This is a genomic window from Rhodococcus erythropolis R138, from assembly GCF_000696675.2.
Lineage (GTDB): Bacteria > Actinomycetota > Actinomycetes > Mycobacteriales > Mycobacteriaceae > Rhodococcus_F > Rhodococcus_F erythropolis.
Window position 1 is genome coordinate 189125 of the sequence record NZ_CP007255.1, and the last position, 15347, is coordinate 204471.

The following is a 15347-nucleotide window of genomic DNA, read 5'->3' on the forward strand; positions in this document are numbered from 1 at the left end:
GGGTACTTCGGATCCGCGACGATCCGCTCGGGGCAGTTGACACGAGCGAACCGCGTCGATGCCGTAATACGCACGGCGACAAGACCGTCCGTTTTCTTTCGCACCTACTTCCATTCAGCTTTCACTCGTTACATGAGGAGTCGCGCAATGCGCCGTGAAGATGTCGAATTCTCCAGCGACGGAGTCACCGTCCGCGGTTGGCTGTACCGACCCGACACCGACGAAGACGTACCGGCCGTCGTACTGGCAGGCGGTTGGTGCTACGTCCGTGAGTTGGTCATGCCCTATTACGCCGAGGCCTTCGTAACGGCCGGTATGGCTGCGCTGGTCTTCGACTACCGCAACCTGGGCGTGTCGGACGGTGAACCCCGTCAACACCTGGACCCGAAGCAACAGATTCGTGATTATCAGAACGCGCTCAGCTTTCTCGAGCGCACTCCCGGCATCGACAACGACCGTCTCGGAGCCTGGGGCATCTCCTACTCCGGCGGCCACGTAATGATTCTCGCCGCGACCGATCCTCGGGTGAAGGCCATCGTGTCTCAGATTCCGGTGATCGACGGGTTCCGCAACATGCGTCGGATCCACGGGACCATGGGTTATCGAAAGCTGTGGGACGCGATCCTCGAAGATCGCCGACTCCGCTTCGACGATCCGGATCAGCGACTGCACATCGCTCACGCCAGTGAGAATCCCGAGGAAGAACTGTCTTCCTGGCCGTTCCCCGAGACGAAGACGACCTTCGCAGCTCTTCAAGCCACCGAAGCTCCTCTCTACCAAAACAGTTCGACTATGGAATCCGTCGATCTCCTGCTCGACTACGACGTCAACTATTTCGTGCCCAGGATCCTCGACACACCGTCGATGATGATCGTCGCCGAAGGTGACGACCTCACGTTGTGGGACTTGGAGATCGAGAGTTACAACAGCATCCCGACTCCGAAGAAAGAACTTGTCGTCCTGCCGCACACGTCGCACATGACGCTCTACAGCGACCAGTCCAAGCTCGCAGTGGCGGCCGAACACGCTTCCCGTTGGTTCACAACGCATCTGCTGGCGAAGTAGCGAAATCTCCCGTTTTCCCACATCTCGAGAAGACCTCTCGAGAACCTACTCTTGCGAGACCAAGGATGTGATCATGCCTTCGATCGAATCGAAGATCGTGGACGTCGCGCGGAACGCGACGTTCTCTCATCCACTGACCCGACGTTCCTTCTTCGCCGCAATGGGCGCAGCAGGCATCGCCCTCGGCGCAGTGGCCTGCGGAGCAGGCGGCAGTTCCACCAGTACCGCTGCCGGCGGTGGCGCCGGCGCGGGCAAAGTCCAGGAAAAGACCCTCTGCCAGGTGACAACACTCTCCAACGACTACTTCGTTGCCTTCTCGGACGGCGGCAAGCAGGCGATGGACGCGTTGGGCGTCAGCATGTCCTCGGTGGAGGATCAGGGCAACGTCAACACCGCACTGGGACAGGTAGGCAACGTCCGCGCTTCGGGCGGCAAGTCGATCTTCGGCACTCCCGCCACCGAAGCTCAGGCGGCAGCCGTCACGAAAGCCTGTCAGGCGGCCGGGATTCTGTATGCCAGCTCGTACACGGCACCCGCCTGGTACACACCGGCCGACGCGGACAAGTGGGTCCGTTTCATCACGCCGCCCTCCACCAAGATCGCCGTCGCAACCGCCAAGGCTCTTTTCGACAAGGTCGGCGGCAGCGGAACCATCATTCATGTTCCGGGACAGAAGGGTTCGTCCTCCGACGATCAACGGACAGCTGGCCTGAACGCCGCGGCCAAGGACTACCCGGGAATCAAGATCGTCACCGCCTCGCCCGGCAACTGGACTTCCGAAGACGCGAGAAAGGCATTCACGAACATCCTGCCTTCGGTGCCGGACTTCGTCGGAGTCTTCGCGCAGAACGACAGTCAAGCCGCCGGAGTCATTGCGGCACTGGACGCCGCGAAGATCACGGGCAAGATCGTGGTCGGATTCGACGGTAACAAGCAGAACGTCGAATACATCGCGCAGGGAAAGCAATACCTGACCAGTGCAACGGTCGGCGGACTCACGGCAGGAATTCTCGGTGTCACCATCTTCGATCAGCTCAACGGCGTCGACCTGTCTCTGCCGGAGCGCTTCCTTTCGCAGGGAGCACTCCTGGTGACTCCGGAGATCGCCGACGACGTACTGAAAACTGTTTACGCGCCCACACTTCCGTTCGACTGGGCAAAAATGAGCAAGGCCCTGCATCCTGACGACTGGGACCCGCAGACCGTACTCAACCCGATCGACCCGCGGGAGTACTACGCCGGTGTATCGCAGGACCAGTACACGCTGAACAGCGCCTGGAACTCTGCAGACATCACCGGAGTACGCACCGAGTACGCCTCCGCGTTCCGCTCGGGCCCGTTGCTGCAGTACAAAGATCAACTCGTGGCCTGAGAATGAGTCATACGAAGGTGAGCGACACAGCAACCATCAGCTTGCGCGGGGTCTGCAAGAGCTACGGCCCCGTTCACGCCCTCCAGGACGTTTCACTCGACGTCAGCAGAGGTGATGTTCTCGGCTTGATCGGCGAGAACGGTGCCGGAAAGTCAACGCTGATCGGTGTTTTGACGGGAACGGTACGTCCCGATGCCGGCAGCCTCGACGTAAACGGAACTCACGTCGAACTCGGCGACTCGCGCACTCTCCGCGAACTCGGAATCTCCGTGGTGGTCCAGGAGCAGTCGTTGGTCGATGCACTGCGCGTGTACGAGAACATTTATCTCGGACGTGAGGGCGAGATAGGTGGTTGGGGCCCCGGCCGGCGTCGGAGAATGCGCGACGCCGCCCAATCCCTCCTCGACACACTCGGCATCGAGGGGTTGCGCGCCGATGCCGTCGTCGCCGAATTGACGTACCCACAAAGGCAACTGGTCGAGATTGCGCGCGCCTTCTCGCGGATCACCGACGCCACCGAAGCTCCGGTGATCCTGCTCGACGAGCCGACCAGCGCGTTGACCGAGACCGAGGTGGAAATTCTCTTCGCGTTGATCGAAGGGTGGCGCGATCGGGTGTCGTTCATCTTCGTGTCCCACATCCTGCAGGACGTCTTGCGGATCAGCACACGGCTCCTCGTACTGCGCGACGGGAGGTCCATCGAAACCCTCTCCGCCGACGGCGTCACTGCGGAGCGACTGCACGAGTTGATGGTGGGTAGCGAGCGTAGCGCCGACTACTACCGAGAAGGAGAACAGACCGGAGCGTTGTCTCCGAAGCCTTTGATCGAACTCCGAGATGCAAGCAGCGCAGGCGAGTTCGAGTCGGTCGATCTGGTTGTCCGACCGGGCGAGGTAGTCGGATTGGCCGGAGTCATCGGTTCGGGGAAAGCATCGGTGGCTGCAGCAGTCGCGGGTGCGGAGTCGTTGTCGACGGGTTCGATTCACGTCGACGGTACTGCGCACGAGCACTGGTCGGTTCCCGCCGCCGTGGCAGCCGGAGTCCTGTACGTCCCACCGGAGCGTGCCCAGGACTCCCTGTTCCGCAGCGCGTCCATCAGAAACAACATCTCGATCGGCTTCCTCGATCTCCTCCGCCACCCGTGGACGCGGCTACTGCGTTTACGGACCGAAAGGGAGCGGACGACGCAGTTGGCCCGCGCGCTGCAGGTCAAAGCCCCGTCGTTGTCGACGCCTATCGGGGAACTCAGTGGCGGAAACCAACAGAAGGCGATCTTCGCTCGGTGGCAAGGTCGCGAATGCAAAGTGCTGGTCCTCAGCGATCCGACGCGTGGAATCGACGTCGGAACGCGAGAGGAGATCTACGGTTTGGTCCGATCGATGGCTGCGTCAGGGGTCGGTGTGCTGCTGTGCGCCGAATCCCTCGAAGAAGTGATCGGAATGTCCGACCGAATCGTGGTCATGAAGGACGGGGTCATCAGCGCAGAGTTGGCGGCCCCTGCAGAGCGCAAGCCCGCCGAAGTCGACGTGATCAAGCACATGATGTGAGGAATGCAGTGACCCAGACACTCTCGAAGCAATCGCCGGCCAGCGATGCCGCAGCGCCGTCAGGCGCGCGCGGTCTGCTGAGTCGACTCGATCAGCACCGCAACATAGTTGTTCCGACGGTTGCGGTGCTGATACTGATCATCTATTTCCAGTGGCGCACGGAAAGTTTCATCACTGCGACGTCCGCGCAGAACATTCTCAACCAGATGGCTTTCCTGACCGTGCTTGCGCTCGCCGGCACGTTTGTCATCCTGATCGGCGGTATCGATCTGTCGGTCGCGGCGACGGCCACTCTCGCCGGAATTCTGATCGCCACATGGATCGACAAATTCGGTGGCCCGTTGGCGATAGTCATGGTGATCGTCGCGGGGGCGGTTGTCGGACTGGTCAACGGGTTGATCACGACAATGCTCAAGGTGCCGTCGTTCCTCGTGACGCTGGGAATGATGTCCGTACTCGACGGCATTTCCAATACCGTCTCCAAAGGCGGTCCTGTTTCCTACAATTCGAATCTTCTCCAGAGCCTGGTGAACGAGTCGATGATTCCCAACGTCCCCAACGGGGCACTGATCGCAATCCTGCTGACCATCGGCGCGACGGTCCTTGCCTTCGGTACGTCATTCGGTCGCCACATGTACGCGGTCGGTGGCAACGAGCGCGCCGCAGCCCTCGTCGGTGTCCGCGTACGACGGACCAAACTTGCTGTCTTCGCCGTAGCCGGAGCCGTCGCTGCGATCGCCGGAATCATCTTCACCGGCCAGGCCAGCACCGGAGTCCCGATGGGCGCAGGTCCCAGCCTGCTCAATTCCATCGCGGCCGTGGTTGTCGGCGGCACCGCGCTGTCCGGTGGCGTCGGTGGCCCACATCGCACGATCCTCGGTGCACTCGTGATCGTGTTGCTGAGCGCCGGAATGGACCTGACGTCCGTCGACCCCTACACACAACTCGTCATCAAGGGCATCGTGGTGATTGCCGCAGTTGCACTGACCATCGACCGACGCCGATACGGAGTGATCAAGTGACCACCACAGCACGCACCACCGGAAGGGTTTCGGGCAAGGTCGCGTTCGTCACCGGCGCAGCACGCGGCCAGGGCCGGGCACATGCGATCCGCTTGGCCGAGGACGGCGCAGACATCATCGCGCTCGACATCTGCTCCGACATCGGAGGTGTTCCGTACTCGCTGGCAAGCGAAGCCGACCTCGCCGAGACCGTCCGGTCGGTCGAGGCCGTCGGCGGGCGAATTCTGGCCGAGGTGGCCGATGTTCGCGACTTCACCGCGGTCAAGGGTGTCCTGGACCGCGGGGTCGTCCAGTTCGGTCATGTCGACATCGTCTGCGCCAACGTCGGTATCAACATCCCCTCACCTACACACGAACTCACCGAAAGCCAATGGGGCACTGTCGTCGACATCGATCTCAGCGGCACGTGGCGAACCGCCAAAGCCGCGATCCCCTACCTCATCGAACAAGGGGGCGGGGGCGCAATCATCCTGACCAGTTCGGCGGCGGGGCTCAAGGGATACGGCAACATCGCGCACTACACAGCCGCGAAACACGGCGTCAACGGATTGATGAAAACTCTCGCGCAGGAACTGGCTCCCCACCGAATCCGCGTGAATACCGTGAACCCCACCCAGGTCGACACTCCGATGATCATGAACGACGCCATGTACAGGTTGTTCTGTCCCGACATCGACGAACCGACTCGTGAGGACTTCGCCCCGCTGTCGCAAGCGATGAATGCGCTACCTATCCCGTGGGTCGAATCCGTCGACGTCAGCAATGCCGTGCTTTTCCTCGCGTCCGACGAAGCCAGGTACATCACCGGCGTCGCACTGCCCGTCGACGCAGGCGTACTCGTCAAATAGCTCTCCGATCACCCACGTACACAACAATTTCAGCAACAGGAGGATCCCCATGACCGGACGATTCGAAGGCAAGGTCGCATTCATCACGGGTGCTGCTCGCGGGCAAGGGCGTAATCACGCATTGCGGCTGGCGCAGGAGGGCGCGAACATCATCGCTCTCGACTCCGTCAAGGACAACGACACCGTGCCGTACCCCTTGGCCACGGAGGACGACGTCCAGGAAACAATCCGCCTCGTCGAAGAAGCAGGCGGCAAGATCATCTTCTCGCACGCCGACGTGCGCAACTTCGACTCGGTCAAGCTGGCCCTCGAAGCCGGGCTCGATCGCTTCGGCCACGTCGACATCGTCATCGCAAACGCGGGCATCCTCTCCTTCGGGAACGCGCACGAATTGGACGAGGAGAAGTGGGGCGAAATGATCGACGTCAACCTCAGCGGCGTGTGGCGCACCGTCAAGGCCGCGATCCCCCACATGATCGAACAGGGCACCGGCGGCGCGATCGTCCTCACCGCCTCCGTTGCCGGTCTGCGCGCGTACACGGGTGTCGGACACTATGTTTCGGCCAAGCACGGCGTCGTGGGATTGATGAAGACCCTCGCCCAGGAACTCGCTCCGCATCGCATTCGCGTCAATACCGTGAACCCGACGCAGGTCGACACCGAGATGGTGCAGAACCAGGCGATGTACAACCAATTCGTTCCCGGCACCGACAATCCGGGTCGCGACGACTTCGCCAAGGCCTCCGGCGACATGATCCTCTACCCGATCCCGTGGGTAGAAAACGACGACGTCACCAACGCCGTCAAATTCCTCGCCTCCGACGAAGCGCGTTACATCACCGGCGTCGCGCTGCCCGTGGACGGCGGCGTCCTGGTCATGTGAGTGCCCGACCAGTTCAGGGGACTCTCGTGAACCGAGTGACGAAGATGCCACCTCAGCTCTGTGGAGCGACGAGCGTCGCAAACACCCACGAATGCCAGGTTCGACGCGCCAAACGCTCGCGAAATCGTGGATCGTACGCGGACGACCTCGTCGACTTCGCAATCCTGTGGCGACCGTGGAACGGTGCCACTGCCGAGGACATCTTCGTCACTTTCGGTCTGTCGCCGCGGACGTATTACAACCGATTGCGATCAGCTCTGAGTGGGCCGGCGGGATCGGATCTGTGTGTGGGACTGAAAAAGGAACTCGCCCATCTCGGCCCTGCCTGAACTCGTCGGCCCTGCTGGAATTCGCTGCACACCCTGTCGGAAACTACTTGGCGATCCCCGGGAACAAATCCGGGGAGACCACCGTTGAACACCCTGTCGGCGTCCGAACAAGCCCCGGGCCCCACCCCTTTTGTCGCTGCGAGCGACCACCCGCCGAGAGGCGCCTGTGGGACGTCGACACCTAACTTTTTACACAACACGAGCAAGGCCGCCCAATCACCGACTGGGCGGCCTTGCTCGTTCTTTCGCAGGTCAACCCCCCGCTATCGGTGCTTGGCTGCTCCCGTAGTCATTTTTCCGCCCAGAATCACGACGCCGTGATGAGTGCCCGATGCCAACCAGTTCGGCAGTGTCGGCCCCTCTGCCTCGACGCTCACGCGCGCATATCGGAACGACCCCGTCAGTCTGGCCGACGCGATCGCCAGACCTCCACCGGATTCCGGCTGCGCAAATCCCAACGCCCCGGCAATCGGCAGACGCGGCCCGAGCATCCGCGTGTCCGAACGCACCCGCCATCCGTCGCCGGTTGCAGTGAATTTCTGCTGCACGTCTCCGTCGAACTCGGCCAGGACCTTGGGTAGTTGCCAGTGGAACCGTCCGCCGTGCACCGACGGTTCCGAATCCACCGCGATGAAAGGGACCGCCATCCGCGGCATCGGCCCGATCCGTTTCCCTGGCGCATGCAAGACCGGACTGGCGAGGATCTCGCGATACGGGCCGACCGGCGAATCGAGGTAGTCCACCATCATGGCCACCGTCACCGGAATCGTTCGATCGTCGGGCCCGAGTTCCCGCGCCGCCGGCGTACTGCGGTGCCACCACAGTATTGCGCGAACGGAAGCAGGCCACGGCGGCGGATCGCTCACCGGCCAGTCGACGCGGTCACTTGTCGATTCAGGCACGCTCCACATCGGACACCTTCTCAGCTCGAACGGTCAGGGGAAGCCGCAAAGCACCTGGTGCATGCGTCGGCACCACCGGGTTGGACGGCAACGTCGGATCGATACGTACGTATGGTTCGCCGGTCTTCGGGCGGGCGTCTGCGGCACCTTTGTTCGGCCACATCGCGCACGCTCGTTCCGCCTGCGCAGTGATGGTCAGGGAAGGATTCACGCCGAGATTCGCGCTCACCACCGAACCGTCCATGACGTGCAGGCCGGCATGTCCGTAAGCACGGAGATACGGATCCACGACGCCACTCGCCGCGCTGTCACCGATTGCGCAGCCACCCAGAAAGTGCGCCGTCATCGGGATATTCACGATCTCGGCGATGGAACCGCCCGGGTCGCCGTCGATCTTCTCGGCGACCTTGCGAATAGCTGTATGGCCCTGCGGAATCCAATGGGGAGGTGGATCACCCGGTCCCGGCCTACTGGTGAGGGAACGCCCGAATCGTTTGGTGTTCTTGGAAAGCTCGAGGGAGTTGTCGTCGGTCTGCATCACCAGCGCGATGACGGTTCGCTCGGACCAGTTCCGTACCGACAAGGACCGGAAGAACGCACCTGGGTGCCGTGCCGCGACCGCCAGAGTCTTCAGCACCCGGGGAGTTCGCCCGCCGCCGTCACTCAGGACGGTCTGCAGAAGTCCTATTGCATTGCTGCCCTTGCCGTATCGCACCGGCTCGATGTGCGTGTGATCATCCGGGTGAAAGGACGATGTGATCGCTACGCCCTGCGTGAAGTTCCGTCGACGCGACTTCGACGTTGCGGCCAGTACGGCTTCGGAATTGGTACGTACAACGGTGCCCAGAGTGTCCGACAGGTCAGGCAGGGCACCGGATTCCTTCATACCGAGCAGCAGTCTCGCCGTTCCGTACGTTCCGGCGGCTACCACCACCTGATCGGCGGTGAACAGAACTTCTCGCCGGCGGACGCCGTCCGTTCGCCTCGCGAGCAGGTGATAACCACCGCTTGCGCTCGGCCGAAGTTCGGTGACGGTCGTGAGCGGATGAACCCTGGCGCCCGCTTGCTCGGCGAGATGGAGGTAGTTCTTGACCAGCGTGTTCTTCGCCCCGACTCGGCACCCGGTCATGCATCCCCCGCATTCGGTGCAGCCGGTGCGTTCGGGCCCTTTTCCGCCGAAGAACGGGTCCGGCACGGAAACTCCTGCCTCCCCGAAGAAAACACCGACGGGGGTGGACGTGAAGGTCTCCCCCACGCCCATCTCTTCGGCTACGTCTTTCATCACCGCATCGGCCGGAGTGAAGGACGGATTGGTGCGAACACCCAACATCCGTTTGGCCTGGTCGTAGTACGGCGCCAGTTCGTCGTGCCAGTCCGTGATGTGCGCCCACTGACGGTCTTCGAAGAACCGCTTGGGTGGCTGATACAACGTGTTGGCGTAGTTCAACGATCCGCCCCCGACGCCGGCTCCCGCCATCACGAGTACGTCCGGAAGAAGGTGGATACGCTGAACCCCATAACATCCGATCCACGGCGCCCACAGGTACTTTCGCATCCGCCAACTGGTTTCGGGCAACTCGTCGTCGGCAAACCGTCGACCGGCTTCGAGCACCCCGACACGGTAGCCCTTCTCCGTCAGGCGAAGAGCGGCGACACTGCCACCGAATCCCGATCCGATTACCACCACGTCGTAGTGCGTCGTGGTCATGCCTGGACGCTTTCGATCTTGCGAGCGGAGTAGTTCTCACGATCGAAATGTTCCAGTAGCGAACGGAATTTGAATGTGAACGTCGGCCACTGCACCGAGTTGCGCCCCTCCGGATCGATGTACCAACTCGAGCATCCGCCCTTGTTCCACACCGTGTGCTGCAACTCGTGCTGAATTCCCTTGTTGTAGTGCACCTGTACCGACTCGTTGACATCAAGAGCGTCCAGTCGCTCACGTTTCATGGTGTTCAACGCGTCGTTGACGTACTCGGCCTGGGACTCGAGCATGTACACGATCGAACTGTGTCCGAGGTTGGTGTTCGGACCGTACATGAGGAACAGATTCGGGAACCCGCTGACCGCAGTGCCCTTGTAGGCATTGGGGCTACCGTTCCAATGCGCGGCCAGCGTTTCGCCACGTTTTCCGGTGATCAGATGCGCCACAGGCGGTTCCGTCGGCGTGAACCCCGTGGCGAAGATGATGGTGTCGACCTTGTGCTCGACTCCGTGCCCGTCGACCACCCCGCTCTCGGTGACCGAGACGAGCCCGCTGTCGACGAGGCTCACGTCCGCGCGGTCGAGGGTGCGCAACCAGTCGTTGGACAGAAGCATGCGCTTGCAACCGATCGTGAAATCGGGAGTCAGTTTCCGGCGCAACTCCGGATCTTTCACCTGTCTGCGCAGATGGAGGCGCGCGGCCGCCTCGAAGGCCGGCAGGACCCACGTCGCATGTGACATCGCGGCACCGAGCAACTCGCGAAAACCGTAAACCGCTCCGCGAACAACTTTCTGCGTAGCGGGAATCCGCGAGTAGACGGCCTTCTGCGCCGCAGGCAGGGTGCGATCCATTCGCGGAATCACCCAGGCCGGAGTTCTCTGGAACACGGTGACATGGGCAGCAGGGTCGGCAATTTCGGGAACGAACTGAACCGCCGACGCTCCCGTTCCGATCACGGCTACGCGCTCACCACGCAGTTCGTGTTCGTGGTTCCACGTCGCCGAATGGAAAGTGGTACCGGAGAATTGGTCGAGACCGGAAAAATCCGGGATCTTGGGTGTCGACAACGCCCCGGTCGCAGCGACCAGCGCTTTGGCTGTCAACGACCCCAGGGATGTCCGGACACGCCACAGCGCCGCATCCTCGTCCCACACAGCGGCTTCGAGTTCGCAGTTCAGGATTACGCGATCCCCGATGCCGGTGTCTGCGGCCACTTTCTTCAGATAGTCGTAGATCTCGGGCTGACGAGCAAAGGTATGACTCCAATCAGCGCTCGGCGCAAAAGAATACGAGTACAGCGCCGTCGGCACGTCACAGGCACAACCTGGGTAGGTGTTGTCTCGCCAAGTGCCACCGATATCAGCTCCGCGCTCGATCAACACGACGTCCGCCGTTCGGTTGTCACGAAGCATTCTGGCCGCCAAGCCCATACCGGCGAATCCGGCACCGACGATCAATGTTTCGACATGTTCGGGAAGCTTCACTTCTTCTCCACTCGGGATTGCCAGGCCGGCAACAGTCGCGCTCTGAGCGCGTCGTCGGCTTCGGGTGTACGGAAAAGGGCTGAGACTGCAAGACCGCGGACGAGTTCGATGGTGAGTTCGACCGACTCGGAATCGAATCGATCGCCGAACAACTCGGCGCTACCGAACTCGAGTGCCTCACTGACCTTGCGTTCGAGGGGCACCGTCGCCGCATGCAGAACAGGATCGGTTCGCGCCGCGACCCACAATTCGAGGGCGGCGTAGAACAGTGGCCCGGAGAACGCATCCGCCAGGACCTCGAGACCTCGGCCGCGATCCACTTCAGCGGTGAGGATTTCTTCCAGTCGCTTGTCGACCAGATACTCGACGGCCGCAACGACCAGCGATTCCTTGGTCGGAAAATGATGCAGTTGCGTACCTCGCGAGACCCCTGCGCGGCGGGCGATCTCCTGGGTGCTGGTCCGGGCGTAGCCCAGTTCGACAAGCGATTCGACAGCGGCGTCGAGCAGGCGCCCACGCATCGCGGCAGTTCGTTCGGCCTGCGTACGGCTTACTTTCGCATCGGAAGTGGTCTCGGTCACAAAGACAACTGTAGAGCCGAAACGTAAAACAGTCCAGGCTGACTTCAAATCTTGATACGTAACATACCGATCAGTCAGCTCTGCCTGATAACGTCCTCGCATCGAGCGGAGGGAAACAATCGCTATGCCAGAGCAAACTGCATTTCCACACCGCCGTGTCGGACTGGTGGAAGACCACGAGTCGGTGGCTATCGGCTTGTCCGTGATGCTGAAGGACGAGCCAGATATCGAGTTGGTGTGCATCGCGACCACTGTGTCCGAGATGCTCGCTCAGAACGTCAGCTTGGATCTGGCAATTCTCGACCTCCGACTGGCCGACGGTTCATCGCCCAAGAGCAACGTCGAGGAACTGCGGGCCGCGGGGCTCGAGACATTGATCTTCACCGGGGCGGAAAACCCGTTCCTCGTTCGCTCGGCCGCCCGTGCCGGCGTACTGGGCGTTGTGCGCAAGTCCGAACCGACTGCCGTCGTGATTGATGCAATACGCGCTGCCGCGTCGGGAAGGCAGGTGGTGACGACAGAGTGGGCTGCCGCAATCGACGGGGATCCAGGTCTCGACGAGGTGGGTCTGAGTCCTCGACAACTCGAGGTCCTCGAACTTTACGCATCCGGAGAGAAGGCAGATCGGGTTGCGCGACTCACCGGTTTGGCGCCGCAGACGGTCAACGATTATCTCCAACGCATCAGGCAGAAATATGCGGCTGCCGGACGGCCGGCCCCCACAAAGACAGATCTGTACAAACGCGCGGTCGAGGACGGGGTGCTACCGATTCCGGAACGCAGAAATCTCGGTAGAAATCTGACCTTGACTAACAATGACCTTCAGTAATGAAAAAGTTCGGTAACGATTGCTTTCGCTGAGGCTGCCCCTGGAAATATGGGCAGAGGAATTGATGTCTGGGAAAAATGGCCAACTTCGACTTACATTCACCTGGTAAGAAGACGGCACTGTCGGGGAGTCTGTCATTCCGCTAGACGAAAGAAAGACGAAACTCATGACCGTCACTGTGGAAAACTGCATGACACAAGAGCCTGTCGGACCGCACCTTTCGGAGCGCGAAGTCGAGGTTCTCAGGGAATGGCTACTGAGTGATTCGAAGTCACGCGTCGCTCAAAACCTCTACATAAGCGTGGGAACGGTGGGAACCCACCTGTCCCGGATTCGCGAGAAGTATGCCGACGTTGGAAGGAACGCACCGACGAAATGCGAACTACTCGTGCGAGCGATACAAGATCAGATAGTGACGATCGACGAACTCTGATCAGACTGCCTCACCCATCCTTGGCGGATGATTCAGCAGAGAGTCAATCAAGTACTACCGATTCCACCTTCACCGACAAGATCCTTCGTCTGTTCGGTAGATTCGTATGCGCCGGCTACTTGTTCTACCTGCTCATTCTAATTCCGAATATCAGAGACGCAGCGGCAACCACTGCGGCCTGGTGGACACCTCTGGCCATCTCCGCGATATTCGGAACAGCAGTGGCATTGGGGCTTTCGACGTTCCTGCCCCAGACAATCTGGATTCGTCGAACTGCCGCAGTTAACGCGATTGCCTATATTCTCGTTGCGTGCGCGTGGTGGCCTGCCTGGACCGGCGAACATGTCCAAGGCTTCGGGACGTGGCTCGCCAACATCCCTGGTGTCGCCGGGCTCGCGGCCGCCGCTGCATGGCAGCCCGCCTGGGCTCTGCTGTACCTCGGAGTGGGAGTCACGCTCGTCCAACTGATCAACCACACCATCCGCGAAGCACCCCTCTTCTATCTTCTGATTCCGGACCTCAGTGCTGCGCTGATGTTCTGCACAGTTTTTGTTGCAGCATCCGTTGTCGCCCTTCGCACCGGGCAAACCCTTGACGCCACCATCGCGAGTACCCACGCTGCGGCCGCCGGAGCCGCGGCTGCAGCTGCAAAAGACGTCGAACGAGAACGCTTCAACGCCCTGATCCACGACACCGTGATGTCGACCTTGTTGGCTGCTGCGCGAACGGACTCCGACTCCACCGTCGCCGAGCAGTCACGGCGCACACTGGCCCGCCTGGACCATCTTCGTTCGGGAGTCGAGTCCGCAGAGCGATTGGACCCGGATGCGGTTCTCGCTCAACTCCGTTCGGCAGCCTCGGAAGTCGATGAGAATGTCGCCTTCACATCACACGTCGGGTCAAACGCCAACACTGTCGAGTTTCCGTCGGAACCGGTGAGTGCTCTCGCCGCAGCCTTGAGTGAAGCGCTGCGTAACAGTAAGAAACACGCCGGGCCGGACGCACGTCGTTCGGTCGACGCAATTGTCGAAGAAACTCGAATAGAGGTGACGGTATGTGACAACGGAATCGGTTTCGATCCCCGCGCCGTACCGACGCATCGACTCGGCATCGCCGTGAGCATTCATGCCAGGCTACGCAGTATCCCCGGAGGGGCAGCAGACGTCGCGTCCACTCCAGGAGCAGGAACCACAGTCACTCTGTCCTGGCAACGAGCTGAGAAAGCTCCACGATGAACTTCGATGCAGGGAACTTCGCTGTCGGCAAAGACATCCGCGACCTACTCGGAATGCGTAGTAGATCCGCTCTCCTTCTCGTTGCCTGCTTCACCGTCACGTACTCGATTTCCGCCGCGTACGGGACAAGCGGAGTCAAGTCCTGGTGGCCGCTGGCGGTCGCGGTACTCGTTGGGTCAGCGGCTGCTTTCTCCATCGTCCTGACCGACGGGGACCCCATGCCCCTGCACCAGAGCATCCTGCTCAGTGCTACCGGCTTAGTCGCCTGTGGCGCGGTGTTCATGGTATTGCCGGTACCGGTGCATAATCCGGCCCAACTCTGGCCTTTCGGAATGTGTACTGTCGTCTTCACCTTCATGTGTGTGCGGGGAAGGACGGGCTACGCATGGCTCGGCGTGATTCTTCTGATTGTCTCCTCGGTTGCCTGGGCGACTGTCACAGGTCAAGGACCGTTGTACGGCTTCGCCGAGTCCTTCGCCAACGTCGGACCAGTTCTGATGTCGACGGTCTTCGCACTTACGATTCGGCCACGAGCCAAGACGATCTTCGCACTACGCCAAGCGTCTACCGACCGCATCGCCGCGGGAGCAGCCACGTCGGCAGTCATCGAAGAAAGAGACGCCCAACTCGACAGGCTCAACATACTGGCCCGACCTCTGCTCGAGCGGATTGCTTCAGGCGTGCCGATGGATTCCACCGAGAAATTGGCATGTGAATTACTCGAAGCTCAACTACGTGACTCGCTCCGAGCGCCGGGATTTCAGAAGAATCACGTGATCGATGCTGTGCATGCCACTCGAAACCGCGGCGTCGAGGTAGTCCTGCTCGACGACCACGGAATGGATGGCGCTGACCCCGCCGTGCGCGACCGAATCCACGCGAGCATCGTCCGGGAACTCACCGCGATCACGCGAGGCAAAGTGACCATTCGGATCCTTCCACCTCGGCGCACCGCAATGGCCACGATGCTGGTCGACACTGAAGACGTTCGACGAATCGAGTTCGATCACAACGGAATGCAGCTGTTACGGCAGGGAGATCAGAGGGAACTCGGCGCCTCGTCCATGTCCGTCGATCCGACTACAGACAGCGCCGTCTATCCCGAATAGCTT

15 protein-coding genes are annotated in these 15347 nt (G+C 61.1%); 11 read left to right on the forward strand and 4 right to left on the reverse strand.

Annotated elements, in window-relative coordinates; translation table 11 throughout:
• The first annotated feature begins 147 nt into the window (after window positions 1–147).
• From H351_RS00855 to H351_RS00885, 7 genes are all read left to right on the forward strand, one after another.
• Complete coding sequence (locus H351_RS00855; RefSeq protein ID WP_020905944.1) at window positions 148–1065, forward strand: alpha/beta hydrolase; 918 nt, start codon at window positions 148–150, stop codon at window positions 1063–1065.
• A gap of 73 nt (window positions 1066–1138) precedes the next feature.
• Window positions 1139–2437 carry a sugar ABC transporter substrate-binding protein gene (locus H351_RS00860; RefSeq protein ID WP_127159959.1) on the forward strand — a complete coding sequence of 433 codons (1299 nt, stop codon included), beginning with the start codon at window positions 1139–1141 and terminating at the stop codon, window positions 2435–2437.
• Between the two features lie 17 nt (window positions 2438–2454).
• Window positions 2455–3984, forward strand: coding sequence for a sugar ABC transporter ATP-binding protein (locus H351_RS00865; RefSeq protein ID WP_024488271.1), 1530 nt, complete (start codon window positions 2455–2457; stop codon window positions 3982–3984).
• Window positions 3985–3992: 8 nt separating this feature from the next.
• On the forward strand, window positions 3993–5006 hold the full coding sequence (locus H351_RS31830) for an ABC transporter permease (RefSeq protein ID WP_169801348.1): 1014 nt from the start codon (window positions 3993–3995) through the stop codon (window positions 5004–5006).
• The gene (locus tag H351_RS31835) at window positions 5003–5854 is read left to right on the forward strand and encodes a mycofactocin-coupled SDR family oxidoreductase (RefSeq protein ID WP_029254313.1); all 852 of its coding nucleotides are present in this window, start codon (window positions 5003–5005) and stop codon (window positions 5852–5854) included. Before H351_RS31830 ends, H351_RS31835 begins: the two co-directional genes overlap by 4 nt.
• A gap of 49 nt (window positions 5855–5903) precedes the next feature.
• Complete coding sequence (locus tag H351_RS00880; RefSeq protein WP_020905939.1) at window positions 5904–6737, forward strand: mycofactocin-coupled SDR family oxidoreductase; 834 nt, start codon at window positions 5904–5906, stop codon at window positions 6735–6737.
• A 26-nt stretch (window positions 6738–6763) separates the two neighbouring features.
• Window positions 6764–7066 carry a hypothetical protein gene (locus H351_RS00885; RefSeq protein ID WP_042950475.1) on the forward strand — a complete coding sequence of 101 codons (303 nt, stop codon included), beginning with the start codon at window positions 6764–6766 and terminating at the stop codon, window positions 7064–7066.
• A gap of 263 nt (window positions 7067–7329) precedes the next feature.
• Here the strand turns inward: H351_RS00885 and H351_RS00890 are convergent, their stop codons facing one another.
• From H351_RS00890 to H351_RS00905, 4 genes are read right to left on the reverse strand one after another with little or no spacing between them, the layout of a single operon-like run.
• The gene (locus H351_RS00890) at window positions 7330–7977 is read right to left on the reverse strand and encodes an acetoacetate decarboxylase family protein (protein ID WP_029254312.1); all 648 of its coding nucleotides are present in this window, start codon (window positions 7975–7977) and stop codon (window positions 7330–7332) included.
• Window positions 7961–9676 carry a GMC oxidoreductase gene (locus tag H351_RS00895; protein ID WP_029254311.1) on the reverse strand — a complete coding sequence of 572 codons (1716 nt, stop codon included), beginning with the start codon at window positions 9674–9676 and terminating at the stop codon, window positions 7961–7963. Before H351_RS00895 ends, H351_RS00890 begins: the two co-directional genes overlap by 17 nt.
• Complete coding sequence (locus H351_RS00900) at window positions 9673–11157, reverse strand: flavin-containing monooxygenase (RefSeq protein WP_029254310.1); 1485 nt, start codon at window positions 11155–11157, stop codon at window positions 9673–9675. Before H351_RS00900 ends, H351_RS00895 begins: the two co-directional genes overlap by 4 nt.
• Complete coding sequence (locus H351_RS00905; RefSeq protein ID WP_020968240.1) at window positions 11154–11678, reverse strand: TetR/AcrR family transcriptional regulator; 525 nt, start codon at window positions 11676–11678, stop codon at window positions 11154–11156. Before H351_RS00905 ends, H351_RS00900 begins: the two co-directional genes overlap by 4 nt.
• Window positions 11679–11862: 184 nt before the next feature.
• On the opposite strand from H351_RS00905, the gene H351_RS00910 reads away from it, so the two are divergent.
• The 4 genes from H351_RS00910 (at window position 11863) to H351_RS00925 (ending at window position 15344) form a co-directional block, all read left to right on the forward strand.
• The gene (locus H351_RS00910) at window positions 11863–12567 is read left to right on the forward strand and encodes a response regulator transcription factor (protein WP_019746583.1); all 705 of its coding nucleotides are present in this window, start codon (window positions 11863–11865) and stop codon (window positions 12565–12567) included.
• A gap of 190 nt (window positions 12568–12757) precedes the next feature.
• On the forward strand, window positions 12758–13000 hold the full coding sequence (locus H351_RS00915) for a LuxR C-terminal-related transcriptional regulator (protein WP_029254309.1): 243 nt from the start codon (window positions 12758–12760) through the stop codon (window positions 12998–13000).
• A 20-nt stretch (window positions 13001–13020) separates the two neighbouring features.
• Entirely contained in the window at window positions 13021–14235 is a 1215-nt protein-coding gene (locus H351_RS00920; RefSeq protein ID WP_029254308.1) for a sensor histidine kinase, read from the forward strand.
• Window positions 14232–15344, forward strand: coding sequence for a hypothetical protein (locus tag H351_RS00925; protein ID WP_029254307.1), 1113 nt, complete (start codon window positions 14232–14234; stop codon window positions 15342–15344). Before H351_RS00920 ends, H351_RS00925 begins: the two co-directional genes overlap by 4 nt.
• Window positions 15345–15347: the final 3 nt, after the last annotated feature.

Excerpts from the sequence above, each read along its gene's own strand:
- H351_RS00855 (WP_020905944.1), top strand. The coding sequence starts at position 148 with ATGCGCCGTGAAGATGTCGAATTCTCCAGCGACGGAGTCACCGTCCGC.
- H351_RS00860 (WP_127159959.1), top strand. The coding sequence starts at position 1,139 with ATGCCTTCGATCGAATCGAAGATCGTGGACGTCGCGCGGAACGCGACG.
- H351_RS00880 (WP_020905939.1), top strand. The coding sequence starts at position 5,904 with ATGACCGGACGATTCGAAGGCAAGGTCGCATTCATCACGGGTGCTGCT.
- H351_RS00890 (WP_029254312.1), bottom strand. The coding sequence starts at position 7,977 with ATGTGGAGCGTGCCTGAATCGACAAGTGACCGCGTCGACTGGCCGGTG.
- H351_RS00895 (WP_029254311.1), bottom strand. The coding sequence starts at position 9,676 with ATGACCACGACGCACTACGACGTGGTGGTAATCGGATCGGGATTCGGT.
- H351_RS00905 (WP_020968240.1), bottom strand. The coding sequence starts at position 11,678 with ATGCGTGGGCGCCTGCTCGACGCCGCTGTCGAATCGCTTGTCGAACTG.
- H351_RS00910 (WP_019746583.1), top strand. The coding sequence starts at position 11,863 with ATGCCAGAGCAAACTGCATTTCCACACCGCCGTGTCGGACTGGTGGAA.
- H351_RS00915 (WP_029254309.1), top strand. The coding sequence starts at position 12,758 with ATGACACAAGAGCCTGTCGGACCGCACCTTTCGGAGCGCGAAGTCGAG.
- H351_RS00925 (WP_029254307.1), top strand. The coding sequence starts at position 14,232 with ATGAACTTCGATGCAGGGAACTTCGCTGTCGGCAAAGACATCCGCGAC.